This window comes from Calidifontibacter indicus (assembly GCF_003386865.1).
Lineage (GTDB): Bacteria > Actinomycetota > Actinomycetes > Actinomycetales > Dermatophilaceae > Yimella > Yimella indica.
This window is the reverse complement of record NZ_QTUA01000001.1, coordinates 745,708-767,695: the sequence shown is the minus strand read 5'-3', so window position 1 is coordinate 767,695 and position 21,988 is coordinate 745,708. Positions and strand designations below refer to the sequence as shown.

Annotated in this window: 21 protein-coding genes; 11 read left to right on the top strand and 10 right to left on the bottom strand. The window is 69.7% G+C overall.

Annotated elements, in window-relative coordinates; translation table 11 throughout:
* Window positions 1–31: 31 nt before the first annotated feature.
* The 4 genes from DFJ65_RS03625 (at window position 32) to DFJ65_RS03610 (ending at window position 5,968) form a co-directional block, all read left to right on the top strand.
* Complete coding sequence (locus DFJ65_RS03625; protein WP_115921852.1) at window positions 32–268, top strand: ribbon-helix-helix protein; 237 nt, start codon at window positions 32–34, stop codon at window positions 266–268.
* Window positions 261–605, top strand: a complete 345-nt coding sequence (locus DFJ65_RS03620) for a type II toxin-antitoxin system PemK/MazF family toxin (RefSeq protein WP_115921851.1) — start codon at window positions 261–263, stop codon at window positions 603–605. The genes DFJ65_RS03625 and DFJ65_RS03620 overlap by 8 nt, the downstream gene beginning before the upstream one ends.
* Before the next feature lie 152 nt (window positions 606–757).
* Window positions 758–4,591 carry a Pls/PosA family non-ribosomal peptide synthetase gene (locus tag DFJ65_RS03615; RefSeq protein WP_115921850.1) on the top strand — a complete coding sequence of 1,278 codons (3,834 nt, stop codon included), beginning with the start codon at window positions 758–760 and terminating at the stop codon, window positions 4,589–4,591.
* A gap of 60 nt (window positions 4,592–4,651) precedes the next feature.
* Window positions 4,652–5,968: a M1 family metallopeptidase gene (locus DFJ65_RS03610; protein WP_115921849.1), complete on the top strand. Its 1,317-nt coding sequence runs from the start codon at window positions 4,652–4,654 to the stop codon at window positions 5,966–5,968.
* A gap of 61 nt (window positions 5,969–6,029) precedes the next feature.
* Here the strand turns inward: DFJ65_RS03610 and DFJ65_RS18230 are convergent, their stop codons facing one another.
* The 7 genes from DFJ65_RS18230 to DFJ65_RS18325 form a co-directional block, all read right to left on the bottom strand.
* On the bottom strand, window positions 6,030–6,767 hold the full coding sequence (locus DFJ65_RS18230; RefSeq protein ID WP_281269847.1) for a LysM peptidoglycan-binding domain-containing protein: 738 nt from the start codon (window positions 6,765–6,767) through the stop codon (window positions 6,030–6,032).
* A 435-nt stretch (window positions 6,768–7,202) separates the two neighbouring features.
* On the bottom strand, window positions 7,203–9,506 hold the full coding sequence (locus tag DFJ65_RS03600; RefSeq protein WP_115921848.1) for an MMPL family transporter: 2,304 nt from the start codon (window positions 9,504–9,506) through the stop codon (window positions 7,203–7,205).
* Between the two features lie 27 nt (window positions 9,507–9,533).
* Window positions 9,534–10,166, bottom strand: a complete 633-nt coding sequence (locus tag DFJ65_RS03595; RefSeq protein ID WP_170143980.1) for a TetR/AcrR family transcriptional regulator — start codon at window positions 10,164–10,166, stop codon at window positions 9,534–9,536.
* 98 nt (window positions 10,167–10,264) lie between these two features.
* Window positions 10,265–11,077: an ABC transporter permease gene (locus tag DFJ65_RS03590; protein WP_245949971.1), complete on the bottom strand. Its 813-nt coding sequence runs from the start codon at window positions 11,075–11,077 to the stop codon at window positions 10,265–10,267.
* Window positions 11,074–11,907 (bottom strand): ABC transporter permease, encoded by an 834-nt coding sequence (locus DFJ65_RS03585; RefSeq protein ID WP_115921845.1) that lies wholly within the window; start codon window positions 11,905–11,907, stop codon window positions 11,074–11,076. The genes DFJ65_RS03590 and DFJ65_RS03585 overlap by 4 nt, the downstream gene beginning before the upstream one ends.
* Window positions 11,907–12,821 carry an ABC transporter ATP-binding protein gene (locus DFJ65_RS03580; RefSeq protein ID WP_115924079.1) on the bottom strand — a complete coding sequence of 305 codons (915 nt, stop codon included), beginning with the start codon at window positions 12,819–12,821 and terminating at the stop codon, window positions 11,907–11,909. Before DFJ65_RS03580 ends, DFJ65_RS03585 begins: the two co-directional genes overlap by 1 nt.
* A 144-nt stretch (window positions 12,822–12,965) precedes the next feature.
* Window positions 12,966–13,373 (bottom strand): fasciclin domain-containing protein, encoded by a 408-nt coding sequence (locus DFJ65_RS18325; protein ID WP_342767493.1) that lies wholly within the window; start codon window positions 13,371–13,373, stop codon window positions 12,966–12,968.
* Here DFJ65_RS18325 and DFJ65_RS18320 point away from each other — a divergent pair.
* The gene (locus tag DFJ65_RS18320) at window positions 13,372–13,779 is read left to right on the top strand and encodes a hypothetical protein (protein ID WP_342767492.1); all 408 of its coding nucleotides are present in this window, start codon (window positions 13,372–13,374) and stop codon (window positions 13,777–13,779) included. The genes DFJ65_RS18325 and DFJ65_RS18320 overlap by 2 nt on opposite strands.
* Here the strand turns inward: DFJ65_RS18320 and DFJ65_RS03570 are convergent.
* Genes DFJ65_RS03570 through sigK form a run of 3 tightly spaced genes read right to left on the bottom strand, consistent with a single transcriptional unit; the run spans window position 13,766 to window position 16,651 of the window.
* Window positions 13,766–15,259 (bottom strand): molybdopterin-dependent oxidoreductase, encoded by a 1,494-nt coding sequence (locus DFJ65_RS03570; RefSeq protein WP_115924078.1) that lies wholly within the window; start codon window positions 15,257–15,259, stop codon window positions 13,766–13,768. The genes DFJ65_RS18320 and DFJ65_RS03570 overlap by 14 nt on opposite strands.
* Before the next feature lie 52 nt (window positions 15,260–15,311).
* The gene (locus tag DFJ65_RS03565) at window positions 15,312–16,064 is read right to left on the bottom strand and encodes an anti-sigma factor (RefSeq protein WP_115921843.1); all 753 of its coding nucleotides are present in this window, start codon (window positions 16,062–16,064) and stop codon (window positions 15,312–15,314) included.
* A complete protein-coding gene (sigK, locus tag DFJ65_RS03560) occupies window positions 16,061–16,651 on the bottom strand; it encodes an ECF RNA polymerase sigma factor SigK (RefSeq protein ID WP_115921842.1) in 591 nt (196 codons plus the stop codon). Before sigK ends, DFJ65_RS03565 begins: the two co-directional genes overlap by 4 nt.
* Before the next feature lie 126 nt (window positions 16,652–16,777).
* On the opposite strand from sigK, the gene bioB reads away from it, so the two are divergent.
* The 6 genes from bioB to bioD all read left to right on the top strand — a co-directional run bounded on the left by bioB (window position 16,778) and on the right by bioD (window position 21,955).
* Window positions 16,778–17,791, top strand: coding sequence for a biotin synthase BioB (gene bioB / locus DFJ65_RS03555; protein WP_115921841.1), 1,014 nt, complete (start codon window positions 16,778–16,780; stop codon window positions 17,789–17,791).
* Window positions 17,788–18,006 carry a biotin synthase auxiliary protein BsaP gene (bsaP, locus tag DFJ65_RS18530; RefSeq protein ID WP_115921840.1) on the top strand — a complete coding sequence of 73 codons (219 nt, stop codon included), beginning with the start codon at window positions 17,788–17,790 and terminating at the stop codon, window positions 18,004–18,006. The genes bioB and bsaP overlap by 4 nt, the downstream gene beginning before the upstream one ends.
* A gap of 67 nt (window positions 18,007–18,073) precedes the next feature.
* Window positions 18,074–18,778 carry a DUF4282 domain-containing protein gene (locus tag DFJ65_RS03545; RefSeq protein WP_115921839.1) on the top strand — a complete coding sequence of 235 codons (705 nt, stop codon included), beginning with the start codon at window positions 18,074–18,076 and terminating at the stop codon, window positions 18,776–18,778.
* A gap of 64 nt (window positions 18,779–18,842) precedes the next feature.
* Window positions 18,843–20,138 carry an adenosylmethionine--8-amino-7-oxononanoate transaminase gene (locus DFJ65_RS03540; protein ID WP_342767491.1) on the top strand — a complete coding sequence of 432 codons (1,296 nt, stop codon included), beginning with the start codon at window positions 18,843–18,845 and terminating at the stop codon, window positions 20,136–20,138.
* Window positions 20,135–21,253: an aminotransferase class I/II-fold pyridoxal phosphate-dependent enzyme gene (locus DFJ65_RS03535; protein WP_115921838.1), complete on the top strand. Its 1,119-nt coding sequence runs from the start codon at window positions 20,135–20,137 to the stop codon at window positions 21,251–21,253. The genes DFJ65_RS03540 and DFJ65_RS03535 overlap by 4 nt, the downstream gene beginning before the upstream one ends.
* Window positions 21,254–21,265: 12 nt before the next feature.
* A complete protein-coding gene (gene bioD / locus DFJ65_RS03530; protein WP_115921837.1) occupies window positions 21,266–21,955 on the top strand; it encodes a dethiobiotin synthase in 690 nt (229 codons plus the stop codon).
* Window positions 21,956–21,988: the final 33 nt, after the last annotated feature.

The following is a 21,988-nucleotide window of genomic DNA, read 5'->3' as shown; positions in this document are numbered from 1 at the left end:
CGAACGTATTCGCATCCGCTACCTTGGAGACATGGCCGCCACAACCACGATCAAGCTCAGCCCGAGCACCCGCGACCGCATCAACGCGCGGGCCCGCGAGCGTGGGATGACCCCGGGCGCCCTCGTCGAAGCGCTTCTCGACGCCGACGATCGGGAGCGCCGGTTCGAGACGGTGCGCTTGGCGTACAGCCAACTCGCCGCCGACGACCACGCGTCGCAGACGGCCGAATGGGACGCCACCAACCTCGACGGGCTGGACAATGCCTGACCTCGCATGTGGCGAGGTCGTGTGGGTGAATCTCAACCCGGTCGTCGGATCGGAGCAGGCCGGCCATCGACCGGCCCTGGTCATCGCGAGCGACGACTACCTGGCGAGCGTGCCCAACATCGTCGTGGTGCTGCCGGTCACGACCCGCGACCGAGCACTTCCCAACCACGTGCGACTCAGCGGCGACGTGGGCATTGAGCAGACGTCCTTCGCCATGACCGAGCAACCCCGCACGATCGACCGACGGCGCATCACCAAACGGGTCGGCACCGTCGACGACGCGACGATGATCGACGTGCGCCGCTGGCTGGCCGACTTCCTCGACATCGGCCACTGACCCACCGCCGGCCATCCAGACGTGCGACGCCCCCGGCATCGAGACGCCCGGCGCCAGACCCACGGTGGCATCGTGAGATCACGTTGCCAGCTGTTCATCTGCTTGCGAGACACTGTCCCTCGCATCCCAGCGGACGAAAGTGACAATCACCCGTGACCTTGCTGCGTGGCGACCTCGCACCGTCGCCCCGAACCCTCGTCGACATCCTCACCGAGACGGCGCAGGAGTGTCCGGACGCCGCGGCCATCGACAACGGCCGCGTGGTGCTGACCTACTCCGAGCTGCACGATCAGGTCACCGAGCTCGCCGAAACCCTCGCCGAGGCGGGCATCGGACGCGGCGACCGGGTGGGCGTGCGCATCAAGTCGGGCACCACCGACCTCTACGTCGCGATCCTCGGCATCATCTCGGCCGGCGCGGCCTACGTGCCGGTCGACGCCGACGACCCCGACGAGCGGGCGCGCACGGTGTTCGGCGAGGCCGACGTGGCGGGCGTCCTCGGTGATGACTTGGCGCTGGAACTGCTCGCGGCGCAAGGGCGTTCGCCGCGCGGGCTGGAAGAACCGACGGTCGACGACGACGCCTGGATCATCTTCACCTCGGGATCGACCGGTAAGCCGAAGGGCGTGGCGGTCACCCACCGCAACGCGGCCGCGTTCGTCGACGCCGAGTCGCGGATGTTCCTGCAGGGCGACCCGATCGGCCCCGACGACCGGGTGATGGCGGGCCTGTCTGTCGCGTTCGACGCGTCGTGCGAGGAGATGTGGCTGGCCTGGCGCTACGGCGCCTGCCTCGTGCCCGCGCCGCGTTCGCTGGTGAAGTCGGGCATGGACCTCGGCCCGTGGCTGGTCGCCAACGACATCACGGTCGTCTCGACCGTTCCGACGCTGCTGGCGCTGTGGCCGAGCGAGGCGTTGGCGAAGGTGCGCCTGCTGATCCTCGGCGGTGAGGCCTGCCCGCCCGAGCTCGGCACCCGGTATGCCACCGCCACCCGCGAGATCTGGAACACCTACGGCCCCACCGAGGCCACGGTTGTCGCGTGCGGCGCGCAGTTGACCGGCGAGGGACCGGTGCGCATCGGTCTGCCGCTCGACGGCTGGGACCTCGAGGTCGTCGACACCGACGCAAACCCGGTCGCCGAGGGCGAGACCGGCGAGCTGATCATCGGCGGCGTCGGCCTGGCCCGTTACCTCGACCCGGAGAAGGACGCCGAGAAGTACGCCCCGATGCCGACGCTCGGCTGGGAGCGCGCCTACCGCTCGGGCGACCACGTCGTGAAGGACTCCGCCGGCCTGCTGTTCGCCGGCCGGGCCGACGACCAGATCAAACTCGGCGGACGCCGCATCGAACTGGGCGAGATCGACGCCGCCCTGACGGCCCTGCCGGGCGTCGCCGGCGGAGCGTCCGCGATCAGGGCCACCAGCACCGGCAACAAGATCCTCGTCGGTTACCTGACCACCCAGCCCGACTTCGACCTGTCGACGGCGATGGAGCAACTGCGCGCCGAACTCCCGGCCACGATGGTGCCGCGCCTCGCCGAGGTCGACACGCTGCCCACCCGCACCAGCGGCAAGATCGACCGCGACGCACTCCCTTGGCCGGTGCCGACCCTGCGTCCGGCCGGCCAGCAGGCCGAGGAACTCGACGGCACCGTGAAACTCGTCGCGGATCTGTGGCTCGAAGTGATGGGTGTCGTCGTCGCCTCCCCGAAGGACGACTTCTTCGAGGCGGGCGGTGGCAGCCTCACCGCGGCCCAGCTCGTGTCGCGGCTGCGCGAGACCCACCCCGAGGTCACCGTCGCCGACATCTACGACTACCCGACGGTGGGCGCCCTTGCCGCGCAACTTGATTCGATGTCTGCGCCGGCGAACTTGCGGGAGCGCACCGTCCCACCCACGCCGCTCAAGGCCCAGCTCGGCCAGCACGTCGGACTGCTCGGCACCCGCGCCCTCGCCGGTCTGCGGTGGGTGGCCTGGCTGCTGCTCGGCACCAAGCTGACCGCGTCCGTCGTCGACCGCGACCTGCCCACCGCGCCGTGGTGGCTGATCATCGTCACCGGCCTCGTGATGCTCACGCCGCCCGGACGAATCCTGCTGGCAACAGGCCTGATTCGGCTCACGATGAGCGGCATCGGCCCGGGCAACTACCCGCGCGGCGGCAAGGTGCACATGCGGCTGTGGTTGGCCGAGAAGATCGCCGACGAGTCGGGCGCGACGCAGTTGTCGAGCGCGCCGTGGATGCGCACCTACGCCCGGTTGCTCGGCGCGAAGATCGGCAAGGACGCCGACATGCACACCATCCCGCCGGTCACCGGCCTGCTGCACGTGGGTGCGAACGCGTCGATCGAACCCGAGGTCGACCTCTCCGGTCACTGGCTCGACGGCGACCGACTGCACATCGGCGAGGTGCACATCATGCGCGGCGCCCGCGTCGGCACCCGCTCGACGCTGACGCCCGGCGCGATCGTCGGCCGCGGCAGCGAGGTCGCGCCCGGCTCCGGCGTGTTCGGTCGCATCCCCGACGACGAGTTCTGGAGCGGCGCGCCCGCCACCGAGGTCGCGAAGATCAAGACGCGCGAGATCGAGCGCCCGCCGCACCGTCCGGTCTTCACCTTCGCCTACGGCGCACTGGCGTGGCTCATCGCGGCCCTGCCCGTGATCGCCACTGCCGCAGCCGTTTACGTCGGCGCTCTGGTGCTCGGCGACCGGTCGGCGTGGGCCATGGCGGTGCCGATGGTCGTGGCCGGCGGCGTGGTCGGGATGCTCGTGCTCACCCTGCTCATCTGGCTGCTCGCGCGGATCCTGCAGGCCGGGCTGACCGAGGGCGAGCACCCCGTGCACAGCGGCCAGGCCCTGCGCGCGTGGGGCACGCTGCGACTGATGGACGAGGCCCGCGGCTGGCTCTTCCCGCTCTACTCCAGCGCGCTCACCCCCGCCTGGTTGCGGTCGCTCGGCGCGACGATCGGCAAGGACGTCGAGGCGTCGACCGTGCTGATGATCCCCAAGCTCGTCACCGTGGGAGAGGCGTCGTTCCTCGCCGACGACACCCTCGTCGGGCCCTACGAACTGCACGACGGACGCCTCGTCGTCGGCCGCACCAAGGTCGGCAAGCGCGCCTTCCTCGGCAACTCCGGCATGGCCGCCCCGGGCCGCAAGGTGCCCAAGCGCGGCCTCGTCGCCGTGCTCTCGGCGGCGCCGGCCAAGGCGATGAAGGCGAAATCGGGCACCTCCTGGCTGGGCAGCCCGCCGGTGAAGCTGCGCCGCGAGTCGAGCAAGACCGACGACAGCCGCACCTTCCGCCCGGCCCGCAAGCTGCGCGTCGCCCGCGCCCTGGTGGAGCTGTGTCGCGTCGTGCCGGTGCTGCTCGGCTTCGGGCTGTGCGTCGCGGTGGCGGCCCTGCTGCTGGAGATCCAACGCCGATGGGGCGTCTGGGCGATCTTCGTGCTCGTCGGGCCGGTACTCATGGTCGGCGGCGCGATCGCGTCGGGCCTGGCGACCGCGTCCAAGTGGTTGCTGGTCGGGCGCATCAAGCGCGGCGAGCACCCGCTGTGGAGCTCGTTCGTGTGGCGCAACGAGTTGGCCGACACCTTCGTCGAGATGCTGGCCGCACCCTGGTTGGCCCGCTCCGCGTCGGGCACCCAGGTGCTCAACCTGTGGCTGCGTTCGATGGGCGCCAAGATCGGGCGCGGCGTGTGGTGCGAGACCTACTGGCTGCCCGAGGCCGACCTCATCGACCTGCGCGACGGCGCCACGGTCGGCCGCGGGTGCGTGGTGCAGACCCACCTCTTCCACGACCGGGTGCTGTCGATGGACACCGTGACGCTCAAGGACGGCGCCACCCTCGGCCCACACAGCGTCATCCTGCCCGCCGCCAGCTTGGGTCGGTCGGCTACCGTCGGCCCGGTGTCATTGGTGATGAGAGGCGAATCGGTTCCGGACAAGACGCGCTGGTTGGGCAACCCGATCGGCCCGTGGGTGGAGGACTGACCCGGTGCACCGGTCGCTATTGCAACCACTTTCGTTAACTACGGGTGTAGGAGTTCGCGCGTGAGTACGAACGGCAAGAACGGTTCGAAGAACCTCACCGACCCCTACCTGCCCGGACACGGCGACAGCTCCTACGAGGTCACCCACTACGACCTCGACCTCGACTACGCGATCGAGAACAACAACCTCTCCGGCAAGGCGACCCTGCACGTCCGCGCGCTGAAGAAGACCGACGAACTCGTGGTCGACCTGCACGCACTGAAGGTCGTGAAGATCTCCGGCCTGAAGGTGTCGCGTTACACCCACCGCGACTCGCGGCTGCGGTTGAAGCTGGCCAAGGAGCTCGGCAAGGGCGACGAGGCGAAGCTGACGATCGCCTACCGCGGGGTGCCGACGACGGTGAAGGACAAGGTCGGAGACGCCGGCTGGGAGGAGCTCACCGACGGCGCGATCGTCGCGGCGCAGCCCGGCGGCGCCCCGAGCTGGTTCCCGTGCAACGACCGCGCCTCCAACAAGGCCACCTACACGATCAACGTCGCGACCCACCCCGACTACCTCGTGGTGTGCAACGGGGTGCGCACCGCCTCCCGCCGCCGCGCCGGACGCGTGGTGTGGACCTACCAGGTGTTCGAGCCGATGGCCCCTTACCTGGCCACCGTCCAGATCGGGCGGTACGTCGAGGTGCCGCTGGCCGCGAACGTCCCGATGAGTGCCGCGGTGCCGCCGGCCCGGCGGGCCGCCTTCGAGCGGGCGTTCGCCGACCAGCCGGCGATGTTCGACTTCTTCGTGCGCACCTTCGGGCCCTACCCCTTCCCGGTCTACCGGGTCGTGATCACCGACGATTCGCTGGAGATCCCGCTCGAGGCGCAGTCGCTGTCGATCTTCGGGTCGAACTTCCTCAACCGCGGCTGGGACGCGCAGCGCCTCATCGCCCACGAACTGTCGCACCAGTGGTTCGGCAACGCGGTCACGATGTCGACGCTGAAGGACATCTGGTTGCACGAGGGCTTCGCGTGCTACGCCGAGTGGCTGTGGTCGCAGGAGTCGGGCGGCCCCTCCACCGACGAGCGTGCCCGCGAGCACTACGACGGCCTCGCCCGCAAGCCGCAGGACCTCCTGCTCGGCGACCCCGGTCAGGACGACGTCTTCGACGACCGCGTCTACAAGCGCGGCGCGATGACCCTGCACGCGATCCGGCGGTACATCGGCGACGTGGAGTTCTTCAAGCTGCTGCCGGCCTGGGTGGCCGCCTACACGGGGCGCAACGTGACGACGGCCGACTTCGCGGCATTCGCCCTGCAGCAGACGGGGCACTCGATCGACGAGCTGTTGGACGCGTGGGTGTATGCGCCGCAGCTGCCCGCCTTCCCCGGCTGACCGCACGAGAAAGCCCCCGGACGCGGACGTCCGGGGGCTTCCCCGCGAGATCAGTCGCGAATCACTTCGCGGGAACCTCGAAGACCTGGCCGACGAAGATCAGGTTCGGGTTGTCGATCTTCGCGTGGTTCAGGTTGAACAGCGACTGCCAGCTGTCGAGACCGAGCTTCTGAGCGATCTTGCTGAGGGTGTCGCCCGACTTCACGGTGTAGGAGTCACCGGTCGACTGCACCTTCGGCGCGGCCTGGAAGCTCTCGTGCTTGTGCTGCGTGTACTTCTTCGGCTGAGCCTGCTGCTGCACCGGGGCCTGGGCCTTGTACTGCTTCTTCGGCGCGGCCTGCTGCTGAGCCGGAGCCTGGTACTGCTTCGGCGCGGCCTGGCGGGTGGTGCTGCGCGAGGTCTGCCGCTGCGGGGCAGCCTGCTGGGTGGTGGAGCCCGAAGAGGACGCGCCACCGTTCGAACGGGTCAGGCCCGCCTTCACGGAGCACACCGGCCACGCGCCGGGGCCCTGCACCGCGAGGGTGCGCTGCGCAACGCGGATCTGCTCCGCCTTGCTGGCGTTCTGCGGCGAGCCGGAGCCACCGAAGGCGCTCCAGGTCGACTGGGTGAACTGCAGGCCACCGTAGTAACCGTTGCCGGTGTTGATGCTCCAGTTACCGCCGGACTCACACTGTGCCACGCGGTCCCAAACGCTGGTGTCAGCGCTGGCGTTGCCTGCGGTGACCATCGTCATGGTGGCGGCCGCGGCGGCGCCGGTGGCCGCCATGGTGGTGATTCGGGTCTTGCGGTTGTTCAGCAAATTGCTTCCCTTTCATTGCTGCCTCGCCGGGCACACGCCAAGTCTCCGATCGGGCGACTTGCCGAATGTGTCGGCGCCTCGTCTGGCTCCGGAAGTTCCGGACGCGACGTTCACCTGGGAGGGACGGCGAGTGAACGTGCCAGCTCCCGACCTACCGATCTGGATCCGGTGGTCGGGCGTAACCATCTGGTTCGAGGGACACAACGCGACACCCCGGGTTTGCGTTACGGTTTCGTGATCAACTGTGACAAGCCTCACACCTGTGAAACAGCCCTGAACGACTCCATCAGTCGCTATGAATGCGCGCGATCGCGCGGGTTACAGGTGTTTCACCGCTGCACGACCCGTCTGCGGACGACGTTCCCCGAAATGGAACCGGCGGCCGTGCATCCCCCCGAGGGTGCACGGCCGCCGGCCGTCTTGCGCGAGTGCAGGTCAGGCGTCCTGCAGCTCCGGCTCCTTCTCCAGCTCCGGGTGCATCTCGGCGAGCTTCTCGCCCTCGACGTCGACCGACGGCAGGATCTTGTCGAGCCACTTCGGCAGCCACCAGGCCTTGTCGCCCATGAGGTACATCAGGGCCGGGATGAGCGTCATCCGCACTACGAACGCGTCGAAGAACACCGCGGCGGCGAGCGCGAAGCCCATCGACTGGATCAGCGAGTTGTTCTGCAACATGAACGCGGCGAACACCGAGATCATGATCGCGGCGGCGGCCGACACCACCCGGGCGCCGTGCCGGAAGCCGTCGACCACTGCCTCGCGGGCGGTCATGCCGTGCACGTACGCCTCACGCATCCGGGTGACCAGGAACACCTGGTAGTCCATCGCCAGACCGAACACGAGGCCGATGAGGATGATCGGCATGAAGCTGACCAGCGGGGCGCCCTCGACGAGGCCGAACGTGCCCTTCTGGAAGATCTCGACGGTCGCGCCGAGGGTGGCCAGCACCGACAGCAGGAAGCCGAGGGTCGCGGTCAGCGGCACCAGCAGCGACCGGAACACCAGCATCAACAGGATGAACGCGAGACCGACGACGACCGCGAGGTAGATCGGCAGGGCGCCGGTCAACCGCTCCGAGACGTCGGTCTGGATGGCCGTGATGCCGGTGATGCCCACCTCGGTCTTGGTGGCCGACTCGATGCCCGACTCGCCGTCGCGCAGCGCGCTCAGCAGGTTGTCGGTCGCGGTGTCATCGGCACCCGTGGTCGGGGTGATCAGCACCTGCGCACCGGAGGCGTCCTTGTTGACCGCGATCATCTGAGCGTTGGCGACGCCCTTCTGCTTGGCGGCCCACGCCACGACCTGGCCGTACGCGCCCATCCGCGCCTGCTGCGAACCCAATTGGGTGCCGTCGACGACCGCGATGAACGGCGCCTGACGGCCCTCCCCGAACGCACCGGCGACCAGGTCGGCGGCCTTGCGCTGGGTGGTGGTCTTCGCGGCGGTGGAGTCGCTCGGCAGCGCGAGGTGCATATCGGTCATCGGCACGGCCAGTGCACCGAGCAGCACGACGACGAGAGCGACGACCGCGGCCGGCTTCTTGCCCAGGAAGCGCGCCCAGCGCACCCCGTTGTTGAGCGGGTGACCGTCCTCGTCCAGTGGGTCCTTGTGCTTGCGGACGCGGCCACCGAAGGCCTTCGTCTTCAGCATGCCGAGGATCGCGGGCAGCAGGGTGAGGGCGACCAGCACGGCGAAGAACACGGTGCCGGCGGCGGCCATACCCATCGAGGTGAGGAAGGGGATGCCGACGACCATCAGCGCGGCGAGGGCGATGAGCACGGTCAGACCGGCGAACACCACGGCCGACCCGGCCTTGCCGACGGCGAGTCCGGCGGCGTGCGCGCGGTCGTCGGTGTGCCGCAGTTCGGCGCGGTAGCGGGCCAGGATGAACAGCGTGTAGTCGATGCCGACGGCCAGACCGATCATCGTGGCCAGCATCGGGGTGGTGGTGCCGATGGTGGTGAACGAGGTGGCCAGGTAGATGCCGATCATGCCCGAGCCGACGCCGAACAGCGCGGTGACCAGCGGCAGACCGGCCGCGATGAGCGAGCCGAAGGTGATGATGAGGACGACGGCGGCCACGGCCATACCGATGAGCTCGGCACTACCGCCGGTCTCGGGCATCTGCTGCATTCCCCGACCGTTGACCTCGATCTGCATGCCGCTGCTCTGCGCGTGCTTGTGCAGCATCGCGATCAGGTCGTCCTGGGTCGCCGGCTTCACGTCGGGCACCGACGGCACGTCGAACTCGAAGCTGATCGTGCCGACCCGGCCGTCCTGCGACAACGGCAGCAGAGCCTTCGCGTTCGCCTCGGCGACGGCCTTCGGGGCGCCGTTCTTCATGGCGCCGTCGACGGCCATCTTGTACTGCGCGTCGGACGCCTGCACCGGCGGCGCGATCGGCGTCTTCGGCATCTGCGGCAGGGTCGCGAGGTCCTTGACCAGCGCGCCGGCGGCCTGCTGGTACTTCGCCTCACGCAGGCTGTGACCCTGCGGTGCCGCCATCACGATGTTGACGGTGGCGGCGTTCTCGATGTCCTTCGCCTCGGGGAAGAGCTTCTTCTCCATCTCCTGCGCCTGCAGCGAGGGGATCCCCGGGATGCTGAAGGAGTCGGACATCGGCTTGGAGACGGCCCCGGCGAGGCCGCCGAGGGCGATGACGGCGATCAGCCAGGCGGCCAGGAACGCCCACCACTTGCGGTAGGCGGTACTGCCGAGGCGGTACAGAAGAGTTGCCATGATCTCTTTCTCGAATCTGGTGACAGGTCAGTGGTTTCGGGTGGCCAGGTCACGCAGGGCGCCCTGGTAGGAGTCGAAGATGTCGCCCATCGGACGGCGGTTGTCGGGGGCGATGAAGGTGCGCACCGTCGCCTCGAAGAGCGCGGCGATCGCGGTCAGCGTGATCACGACGCGCGGCGAGTCGGACGGCTCCTGCTCGCGTTCGGCGATCAGCACCAGCAGGTCTTCGCCGACCCCGCGGAAGGTGGTCGCCGTCGCGGCGAGCAGTTTCGGGTTGCGCTCCAGGGCGAGGTGCAAGGTGGCCAGGTCGTCGCGGGCCATCCCCTTCTCCTCGAGCAACTGGCGCCCCACGATGCAGGCGTCGTCGTAGAGGTCGCCCGTCGGTCCGCCGGCGCAGAACTCCTTCAGCAGGGGAAGCACGCCCGCGGGCGGCAGTCCGAGCACGGCTTCCATCTTGCCGTCGAAGTAGTTGAACAGCGTGCGGCGCGAGACCTCGGCGTCGGCAGCGAGGTCATCGAGGGTGAACTCGTCGAAACCCCGGGTCGCGCACAGTCGACGCGCCGCCCGGGTGATCCGCTTGGCGGTCTCGCGGCGCTTGTCGTTCCAGCCGGCGACGCGCGCAGCATCGGCGACGAAGCGAAGATCGGTGGAAGCTGTCACGCGGATAAGAATTGCCCTTTAGGCGGCAAAAGTGCAAATCTTTGAGTCGTGACACCGCTCACATACGCGTCGCCGGGCGGCGCGTCGCAGGCGGTCGCTCAGGTGAGCAGCAGCCTCGACAGCCGGCGGCGCACCAAAACGGTGCCGAGCGCGCCCATCGCGACCAGGTAGAGCACCGAGACGAGCGAGCCCCAGCCGATCGCGCCGGTGGCGAGTTCGCGGCACAGCACGACGCCGCGGTAGAGCGGGGTCGCCTCGACCACCCACTGCAGCCACTGCGGGTAGCGGGTGATCGGGAAGAAGGTGGCCGAGAAGAGAAACAACGGCATCAGGGCGAGCGTGATGTATTCGAAGTCCTGCCAGCTGCGGATCCAGGTGGTCAGCGACATCGCCACCGACGCGAACGCGTAGCCGATGAGCAGCGTGGCCGGCACGGTGAGCAGACCCCACCACGAATGCACCATGCCGAAGCCGGCCATCACCGCGAGGAAGGCCGTCGAGTAGATGCCGCCGCGGATCAGCGCCCAGCCGATCTCGCCGCGAGCCACGTCGCCGACGGTGCGCGGCGTCGCGAGGATCTGGTCGTACAACTTCGCGTACTTCAGCCGGAAGAACACGTTGAAGGTGGCGTCGAAGATCGCACCGTTCATCGCCGACGCGGCGAGCATGCCCGGCGCGACGTAGTCGGCGTACGGCACGTGCTGACCGTTGACCTCGAACCCCGGGATGAGGGTGCCCACGCCGATGCCGATCGACAGCAGGTAGAACACCGGCTCCAGAAAGCCCGTGACGAACACGACCCAGTCGCGCCGGTAGACCAGGTAGTTGCGATGGATGAGGGTTCCGGCGCCCTCCAACGCCGACAACCGGCGTCCCTCGACCTTGACCAATGGCGCACCGACGGAACTCACGGCACCAACTCCTTGCGCATGCCACGGACGGTGAGCAGGTAGCCGGCGCCGGCGAGCACCACCAGGTAGGCGATGTTGTAGAGCGCGACCGGCCAGTGCCATTGGCCGGTGGTGGCCATCCGGGCGAGGTTGACCCCCTGCCACAGCGGCGACACCCGGGCCGCCGCTTCGAGTGCCGACGGCAGCGATGCGATCGGGAAGAACGAGCCGCTGAACAGCGTGAGCGGGATCATCAGCAGCCGGAACACGACCGAGAAGCCCGACTCGCTCTCGGCACGCACCGCGTAGGCGTAGATCGGCAGCGCCGCCGCGAGACCGACGAGCACCTGCACCGCGACGACCACCGGCCCGCTCCACCACCGCTGGAAGATGTCAAAGAAGGACAGCACGACCGTGAAGACAACCGCGGTGGTGAGCACCCGGAACAGGATGAACACGACGTGCGCCTGCAGGATGTCGCTGACCCGCAACGGGGTGGCCAGTTGCGCTTCGTACGTCTTCTCCCACTTGCGCATGCCCATCACCGGGTAGGTGGTCTCGCCGAAACCGACCTGCATCGACTGCGCGCAGATCATGCCGGGCACCACGAACGCGAGGTAACTGGCCGATCCCTCCAGCGTCGCCGGGTCGGCCTGCACGAACCCGCCGAGCAGCACCCCCATCGCCACCACGTAGAACCACGGCGTGACGAACGAGGTGATGACGCTGCCGCGCCAGGTGCGTTTGTAGACCGTGAGCCAGTAGTCGAACAGGTGCATCGGGCTGGAACGGTTACCGGTGCGCACCGCCGTCGCCGCGGTGGCCGTCGCGCCGACCTCGCTCGTCGTCATCAGTCGACCAACGTTCGGCCGGTGAGCCGCAGGAAGACGTCCTCCAGGCTCGATCGACGCACCAGCGACGCGACCGGGTGGAGCCCCGCGCGGGCGACCTCGCCCAGGGTGTGTTCGCCGTTGTCGGTGTAGAGCAGCAGCCGGTCGGGCAGCACCTCGACCCGCTCGGCGATGCCCTCGACCCGGTGCGCCAGCGCCTCGTGCTCGCCGATGCCGAACCGCAGCTCGGCCACCTCGCGGGTGCAGTAGGTGGCGATGAGTTCGCGCGGTGCGCCCTCGGCAGCGATCTTGCCCTTGTCCATCACCACCAGGCGGTCGCACAGTTGCTCCGCCTCGTCCATGTAGTGGGTGGTCAACACCAGGGTGACGCCCTGCTGTTTGAGCCGGAACAGCTTGTCCCACAAGAGATGTCGCGCCTGCGGGTCGAGACCGGTGGTGGGTTCGTCGAGCAGCAGGAGCTCGGGGTCGTTGACCAGCGACCGGGCGATCGTGAGGCGGCGCTTCATGCCGCCCGACATCGCTTCGACGCGTCCGTCGGCCTTGTCGGTGAGCTGGGCGAACTCCAGCAGCTCCTCCGCCTTGGCGCGCACCTGCCGCCGCGGGATGCCGAAGTAGCGGCCGTAGACGATGAGGTTGTCGCGCGGGCTGAGTTCGTTGTCGAGGGTGTCGTCCTGCGGGCAGACGCCGATGCAGGCGCGGATGTCGGGACCGTGCGTCGCGGGATCCATGCCGAGGATCTGCAGGTCTCCCCCGCTGCGCGGCGAGACGGTGGCGATCATCCGCATCGTCGACGACTTGCCGGCGCCGTTGGGGCCGAGGAAGCCGAAGGCCTCGCCGCGGCGCACCTCGAGGTCGATGCCCTGCACCGCCTCGAAGTCGCCGAACGACTTGCGTAGGCCACTGGCCTGGATCATCGCTTTGTCCTCCACGGGAGTGGACGCTACCGCGACCCGGTGTCACCCCACGCACGCCCACGGCCGTCAGCCGACCCTCCGCGAGAGTTCGCACGACTCGGGAGCCAGGCTCGCGAATCTGCAAACTCTCGCGGAGGTGGGTGGTCACTTCATCGGCATCAGCACGGTGTCGACGATGTAGACGGTGGCGTTGGCCGTCTGCACGTTGCCGCAGAGCACCTTCGCGCCCGCCACGTCGAAGTCGGGCGTCGTGCCGGTCACCTTCACCGAGTCGGAGTTGAGGGTCGGGTGGGTGCCGGCCAGCGCGGCGGGTGCCAACCGGCTCGGCACCACGTGGTGGGTGAGCAGGTGGGTCAGCGTCGTCTTGTCGGCCAGCACCTTGTCGAGGTCGGCCTTCGGGATCTTGTCGAAAGCGGCGTTCGACGGCGCGAACACGGTGATGTTCTTGCTGTTGTTGAGCGTGTCGACCAGGCCGGCCTTCTTGACCGCGGTGACGAGGGTGCTCAGCAGTGGGTTGTTGCCGGCGGCGGTGGCGACCGGGTCTTTGGCCATGCCGGCGAACGACCCCTTGCCGTCTGCCGGGACGCTCGCGCAGCCCGGACCTAACCGGGCGTCGGTCATCGCGCCGGAGGATCCCATCGGGCTGCTCGACGACATCGAGTCGCTCGACGCCATCGAGTCGCTCGACGACATGGAGGACGACATCGAGTCGGTCATTGCCGACGAACCCGTCGATCCCGACGAACCCGAGCTGTCGTTGCCGCCGCAGGCAGCCAGGCCCAACGCGAGCGTGGCAGCGAGCGTGACGGTGGTGGTGATGCGCTTCATGAGAGATCTCCTGATCGATGTGCTCGTGGTGCACGGACGCAAGTGGTTCGTCGCGCACTACCGATCGGATGGGTCTGATCTCGATGAAATTCTTTGCAGCACAACGGTTTACCCGTTCAGCGCACGTTGACAACGACCTCGTGGTAGCCGGACGCGCCGTCAGGGAAGGGCTCGGCCCGCACGTCGGTCTGCAAGGTGCCGGACGCGTAGACGCAGCGGGCGCGGAGGCGGTGCTGGCCCGGCTGCGCACTCCACGGCAGCCACCACTGTCGCCAGTAGTCGATGCCGGCGTCGCCACCCATCCGGGCCTGCTGCCACGGGCCGTCGTCGATCTGCACCTGCACCGCGCGCACCCCGAGGTGCTGCGCCCACGCCGTGCCGCCGATGGCGATCGTGCCGGCCTTCAGCGACGCCAGGGGCTGGGGTGTGTCGATGCGGGCGCTCGGCTTGATCGGGCCGCGCTCGGCCCAACCGCGCACCGTCCAGTAGGCCTTGCGGCCGGCGTAGGTGGTGACGGTGAGGCGGGTGACCCACTTGGTGGCGCCGACGTATCCGTAGAGGCCGGGCGTCACGAGGCGGGCCGGGTAGCCGTGGTCGCGCGGCAGCAGTTCGCCGTTCATCCCGATCGCGAGCAGCGCGGCGCGCTGCGGATCGACGAGCGCGGCCAGCGGGGTCGATGAGGTGTAGCCGTCGGTCGAGGTCGACAACACCTGGTCGTTGCCCGGCTTCGGCTTCGCGCGGGCCAGGAGTTCGCGCACCGGCACGCCGGTCCAGCGGGCCCCGCCCGCGTATTCGCCGCCCACCTCGTTGCTGACGCAGCACAGCGTGACGTCGGCCTCCACCATCGGCATCGCGGTGATGTCGGCGTAACTGAACCGCTGCGGCTGCTCCACCTCCCCGTCGATCACCAGCTCCCACGACGACGCATCGACCCGCGGCACGATCAGCGCGGTGTCGACCCGGTAGAAGTCGGAGGCCGGGGTGCGCAGTGCGGTGATGCCCGGCACCGGCAACTCGGCCGGAAGGGCGGGCAACGGACGGGCCGGCTTCGGCAGCGCACCGGCCACCCTGTTGGCCACCGACCCGACCGAGCGGCCGACCGCGGCAGCCACCGCGCCAATGCCGAGGGCCGCCCCCGCGAGCATCACCCCGCGCCGGGACAAACCCTCGTCCGCCGACTCGCCGGCGCCCCGGTGCAGCGCGGTCATCGCGCCGAGTCCGACACCGGCGGTCACCAGCGACGGCACCACCGACAGCAAGTCGGCGCTCGGACGGGCGAGAGCGGCCCACCCGGCGATCGCGACCATTACGCCCAGCAACCCCAGGCCGTACGACAACCGGCGCCGAGCGAGCAGTCCTGCCACCGCCGCGAGCAGCAGCGTCACGATCACCACGCCGCTGAGCAGCACCAGCTTGTCCGCGCTGCCGAAGGTGCGGATCGCCCAGCTCTTCACCGGTTCGGGCGTGGCGTCGACGACCGCCGACCCGACGGCGTACGGCGGTGAGGCGTCGGCCCGCACGAGCACTGCGATGAGGTGGCCGGCTCCGGCGCCGGCGACGGTGGCCGCGATGCCGATGAGGGCGCTGCCCAGGTAGGCACGAGTCTTCATGCTCGGGGGTTCGGTGCCGCTGTAGGTTTCGGATGGCTCGGTCACGACAGCCTCAGAATCCGGCGACCGCCAGCGGCGCACTCGACGGTTTCGTCGACCCACCGGCCGGCTCCATCGTCAGGCCCACACCCACCGCGCGGGTGGCATCGCCGTGCAGCACCATCTGCACCACGCCGCTGGTCGGGCCGGGCAGCACACCCGCCGACACCATCGATCCGTCCGGCTGCTGCAGCCACACCTGGTAGGCGTGACCCGCCGGCGCGGCACCGAGGTCGGACGACCGGAAGACCGCCTTGCCCATCGCCATCGAACGCGTCACCGTGGCCGAGTGGCCGGGCATCGCCAGCTCGTAGGAGCGGGCGTCGGCCGCGGCGCTCACCTGCGCCACCACCGTCTGCTGCGACGGCGGTGCGATCTGCTGCTGGACGGCCACCGTGGTGACGCCGATGACGGCGGCTGCAGCGGCCGCGATGAACCAGGGCTTGCGACGGCGGGCGGCGAGTTCGTCGCGCGGTTGGTCGGTGTGCTTCTTCGCGGCATGCTCGTCCTCGAGCGACGCAGCGGTGGGCTCCTGCGGCGGCAGCGGACGGATCTGGTGGGCCTGTGCCAGCACCGAGTCGCGCAGGCTCGGCGGCGGCGCCACCTGCAGCTCGGCCGACAGTTCGACCACGGTGCGCTGCAGGCTGCGCAGCTCGGGGAGGTGCTCGGGGTGGGCGCGCAGGTAGCGCTCCACTTGCTCCCGCTCCTCGTCGGTGACCGCGTCGACCGCGTACGCGGCGAGCAGTTGGTAGGCGTCGTCGGTCATCGCTCGACTCCCATCGTGTCGCGCAACCGGATGAGTCCGTCCCGGATGCGGGTCTTGGCTGTTCCGAGCGGCAGGTCGAGCAGCCGGGCCACCTCGGCGTGGGTGTAACCACCGAAGTAGGCCAGCTCGACCGCCTCTCGCTGGGTGCTGGTCAGGTGTTGCAACGCACGGCGCACGCGTGCGCTCTCGATGCTCAGTTGGGCTTGCTCGGCGGTGACGTCGTAATCACGCGGACGCGTCTCCCGCTCGAACACCTCGTCGCGTCGCTGGGCCGCGTCGGCACTGCGCACCCGGTCGACGGCGCGCCGGTGCGCGATCGTCAGCAGCCACGACAGCGCATTGCCGCGGGCCGCATCGAATCGCGCACTGGTGCGCCACACCTCGAGGTAGATCTCCTGGGTCACTTCCTCTGCGTGCGCCGGGTTGCGCACCACGCGCAGGGCCAGGCCGTAGGTGCGATGACTGGTGAGGTCGTAGAGCCGCGCGAACGCCGCCTCGTCGCCGCGGGCGCACCGCCGCAGGAGGTCCTCCAACGACGCCGTCGCGGACGTCGTCCGCGTCGCCTGCCCGGGTGGAGGTTCGGCCATACCCGCCATCATCGCCCCACCGGCCCGATCTCGCCGCACGCTTGCATGTCGGTGATTCGGTGCCGGGCCCCGCGCGGATTGGACCGGATGCGCGCCTGTCCGGGCGCTACGGCAGGATCGGCCACTATGACGAGCACCACATCGCAGACCTCGATCCTCGACCGTGCCCGTGAGCGGGTGCTGGTGCACGGCGAGCCCCTCGCCTACGACGACCTCGTGGCGGTGCTGCGCACGCCCGACGAGCTGCTGCCCGACCTGTTGGCGCTGGCCCACGAGGTGCGCCTGAAGTTCAACGGTGAGGAGGTCGAGGTCGAGGGCATCGTGTCGCTCAAGACCGGCGGCTGCCCCGAGGACTGCCACTTCTGTTCGCAGTCGGGCCAGTTCACCTCGCCGGTGCGCAGCGTGTGGCTCAACATCCCCGAGCTGGTGAAGGCCGCCGAGCAGACCGCGGCCACCGGAGCCACCGAGTTCTGCATCGTCGCCGCGGTGCGCGGGCCCGACGAGCGGCTCATGACGCAGATGCGCGACGGCGTGAAGGCGATCAAGGACGCCGTCGACATCCAGGTGGCGGCCTCGCTCGGCATGCTGAGCCAGGAGCAGGTCGACCAGCTGGTCGACATGGGCGTGCACCGGTACAACCACAACCTCGAGGCGGCTCGCTCCTACTTCCCGCAGGTCGTCACCACCCACTCCTACGACGAGCGCTGGGACACCTGCACGATGGTGAAGGCGTCGGGCATGGAGCTGTGCTGCGGCGGCCTCGTCGGCATGGGAGAGACCATCGAGCAGCGCGCCGAACTCGCCTCGCAGCTGGCCGAACTCGAGCCGCACGAGGTGCCGCTCAACTTCCTCAACCCGCGCCCGGGCACCCCGTTCGGCGACATCGAGCCGATGGACGCCAAGGACGCGTTGCGCACCATCGCGGCGTTCCGGTTGGCGCTGCCGCGCACGATCCTGCGTTACGCCGGCGGCCGCCAACTCACCCTCGGCGACCTCGGCACCCGCGACGGACTGCTCGGCGGCATCAACGCCGTCATCGTCGGCAACTACCTGACCACCCTCGGCCGCGACCCGAAGCAGGACCTGCGCCTGCTCGAGGAGTTGCAGATGCCGATCAAGGCCCTCAACGCCAGCCTGTGAGCGCGGTCGACGGCGGGGCGCCGTACTGCGCCCGGTGCGGGGAGGCATCCGCCCAGGGCGGCCATGCGGTGTGCGCACGCTGGCTGGCCGCGGAGGAACCACCCCGCTTCTGTGTGCAGTGCCGCCGCCGGATGAAGGTGCAGGTGACACCCACCCGATGGACCGCCGTCTGCGTACAGCACGGTGAGCTGACGGGTGGGGAACCCACCTCGTGAGCGGTCGGGCCAAGTAGGTTGGTGCGCGAGCGGCCGACCTCGGCCGCACGAAATCAGGAGGAAGCAGATGTCACAGCCGACAGGCGGGTCCTGGAACAACGGACAGGGCGGCTCGCTCGGCCAGAACTGGGGCGGCTCGTCCGAGCAGGACGCACAGGGCCAGGGGTCCCTGGGCCAGAACTGGGGCAGCGGCTCCGAGCAGAGCTCGGGGGGCCAGGGTTCCCCCGGTCAGGGTTGGGACGCGTCGGGCTCGCAGGAGTCGAACGCACAGACCCAGCAGTGGGGCGGCGAGTCGTCCGGCTCGAACGCCGGGCAGCAGTCCGCGTACGGCCAGGGTTCCTACAACCAGGGCGACTACGGCCAGCAATCGCCGGGGCAGTCCGACTACGGTCAGCAGTCGTCGGGCCAGTCCGGCTACGGCGCAACGGCGCATCAGTCGCAGGGCGGCGGCTTCCAGACCCCGAAGGCGGCCGGTGAAGGCATCGGCGCGCTGTTCAGCGACCTGAAGTTCACCCGTTCGCTGACCGAGGGTCTTGCTCAGCTGACCTTCCTCGGTGTGGTGGTCTGGGCGGTGCTGAAGTTCCTGGCGAACACGATCCACAACTTCGGTAGCACCGACTACGGCGGCGCGGACGTCAAGAACATGGGCACCTTCGACGCCATCATGCATCTGTTCGCCGACCTCGTCTGGCTGGTGCTGGTCGTCGCGATCGTGCGCATCTTGTTGGAGCTGGCGATCAACGTCGCGAAGATCGCGAAGAACCGCGACTGACACGCGTACTACGAGGTAGGAGGGTCAGGGCGATGCCCGGGCCCTTCTGCTGTTGGATGGGGCCGTGCTGCCCATCGCCGATCTGCTCGCGTTCGACCGCGACCACCTGTGGCACCCGTACGCGTCGGCGCTGAGCCCCGCTCCCACTCACCTTGTCGAGTCGGCCTCCGGCGTGCGGCTACGCCTGCAGACGGCGGACGGTGACCGGCGCGAGGTGATCGACGGCATGGCCTCGTGGTGGTGCGCCATCCACGGTTACGCCGTGCCCGAGCTCGACGCGGCGGCCCGCAGCCAGCTCGACTCCATGTCGCACGTGATGTTCGGCGGACTCACCCACGAGCCAGCAATCACGTTGGCCGACAAGCTGATCCGCATCGCACCGGGCGACTCGTTGCAGCACGTCTTCTTCGCCGACAGCGGCTCGGTGTCGGTGGAGGTCGCTCTCAAGATGGCCTGGCAGGCGCACGCCGCCGCGGGCCGGCCGCGCACGAAGGCGTTCACGGTGCGCGGCGGATATCACGGCGACACCCTGTCACCGATGAGCGTGTGCGACCCGGTCAACGGCATGCACACGCTGTTCCGTGGGGTGCTGCCCGAGCAGGTCTTCGGACCGCGTCCGCCGGGTGGGCTCGACGCCGACATCAGCGCCTGGGAGGCGCAGACGCGCGGCCTGTTCGAGCAGCACGCGTCCGACATCGCCGCGGTGATCGTGGAGCCGGTGCTGCAGGGCGCCGGCGGAATGTGGATCTACCCGCCGCAGGTGGTGCGGGTGCTCGCGTCGCTGGCCCGCTCCAGCGGTGCGCTGCTGATCTTCGACGAGATCGCCACCGGGTTCGGGCGCACCGGCACGCTCTGGGCCGCCGACCGCTGCGAGGTGACCCCCGACATCCTGTGCGTGGGCAAGGCGCTGACCGGCGGATATCTTTCTCTCGCAGCGGTTTTGTGCACGGCCGACGTGGCAGCCGCGGTGTCGGCCGAGCCCGCCGGCGCCCTCATGCACGGCCCCACCTTCATGGCCAACCCGCTCGCCTGCGCCATCGCGTCGGCATCGATCGACCTGCTCGGCGACGACCTGCTCGACCGGGTGAATGCGCTCGGCGAGGTGCTGAGCGCGGCCATCGAGCCGGCCCGCGACCTGCCCGGCGTGGCCGACGTGCGCTCGGTCGGAGCCGTCGGGGTGATCCAGCTCGACTCGCCGCGTCCGCTCGCTGCAGCATCGGCCGCCGCACTCGACCACGGCGTATGGCTGCGCCCGTTCAACGACCTCGTCTACGCGATGCCGCCGTACGCGTGCACCCCCGACGAGGTGGCGCAGATCGGCGCCGCGATGGTCGCCGCCGCGCGAGCGGTCGCTCCATGAGCGCGTTCGCCGATCACCTCGCCGAGGCCGCCCGCCGCCGCGAGGCCGCCGGACTCACCCGCGTGCTCTCCTGCGACCACCCGCACGGCCTCATCGACCTCGCCGGCAACGACTACCTGTCGCTGCGGCACGACCCCGCGGTGCTCGAGTCGGCCACCCGGGCACTCCAGGCGTACGGCGCGGGAGCAGGCGCCTCACGGCTGGTCACCGGCACCTGGCCGGTGCACGACGAACTCGAGGCCGAGCTCGCGACGCTGACGAACATGCCTGCGGCACTGGTCTTCTCGACCGGCTACCACGTCAATCTGTCGGTGATCACCGCGCTCGCCGACACCGACACCCTCGTCGTGAGCGACGCCCACAACCATGCCTCGCTCATCGACGCCGCCCGCCTGGCCCGCGGACGGGTCGCGGTGGTGCCGCACCTCGACACCGCCGCCGTCGAGCAGGCGCTGCGCGAGCGCACCGAACCGCGCGCACTCGTCGTCGTGGAATCGGTGTTCTCGGTGCTCGGGGACGCCGCCGACCTGGTCGCGCTACATGCGCTGGCCGAGCGCTACGACGCCATGCTCGTGGTCGACGAGGCGCACGGCATCGGCGTGGTCGGCGGACGCGGCGAAGGACTCGCCGCAGCCACCGGACTCACGCCGTCCGAACGGCTCGTGATCACCACCTCGTTGTCGAAATCGCTTGCGACACAAGGCGGTGCGGCGATGTGCACTCCCTTGGTGCGCGAGCACCTGGTCAACACCGCTCGCCCGTTCATCTTCGACACCGGGCTCGCGCCGGCAGCCGCCGGAGCAGCACTCGGTGCGCTGCGCCGGTTCGTCGCCGACCCCGCGATGGTGGCGCGGGTGCGCGACGCCGCCGGGCGCATCGCCGACGCGCTCGGGGTGCAGCGGCCGGCCGGTGCGGTGCTGTCTGCGCCGATGCCCGGACCCAAACAGGCACTGGCCGCGGTGGCCCGCGCAGCGGGCGCCGGGGTGCGCATCGGGTGCTTCCGCCCACCGTCGACTCCCGATGGCGTCTCGCGGCTCCGGTTGACCGCACACGCGGGGCTGAGCGAGGCCGACCTCGAGCACGCCACCGCCGTGCTGCGCACGCTGCGCGCCTGAAATGCTGGCGCCATGAGCGCTCCAGTCCTGGTCATCACCGGCACCGACACCGAGGTCGGCAAGACGATCACCACCGCCGCGATCGCGGCCGCCCTGTCGGCGCGCGGCCAGCGCGTGCTGATGATCAAGCTCGCCCAGACCGGCGTGACCGACGACGAGCCGTGCGACGCGCAGACCGTCGAACGGCTCGCCGGGGTCGACGTCGCCGAGCACGTGCGGCTGCCCGACCCGCTGGCCCCCGACGTCGCGGCGGCGCTGGCCGACGAGACCATCCCGACGGTCGGTGACCACGCGGCGCAGGTGCTGGAGCAGGTCGAGTCTGGCCGTTACGACGTGGTGCTGGTGGAGGGTTCGGGCGGACTGCTGGTGCACCTCGACGCCATCGGATCGACCCTCGCCGACCTGGCAACTCCTCTGGAAGCCAAGGGAGTTCGCGTCGGGTTCGTCGTGGTCGCCCGCGCCGGTCTCGGCACCCTCAACCACACCGCACTCACCCTCGAGGCGCTGCGGGTGCGCGGCCTCGACCTCGTCGGGGTGGTCGTCGGCTCGCAGCCGGCGGAGCCCGGCCTCGCCGAGCGCACCAACGTCGACGAACTCCGCAAGCTCGCCGAGGGCCAGCTGCTCGGTGGCGTGCCCGCCGGAGCCGGCGACCTCGACCCTGAGCAGTTCCGCGCGGCTGCGGGCGACTGGCTCACCCTCTGACGCGTCCGGTTTCCCCGGCCGACCGCGCCGCGG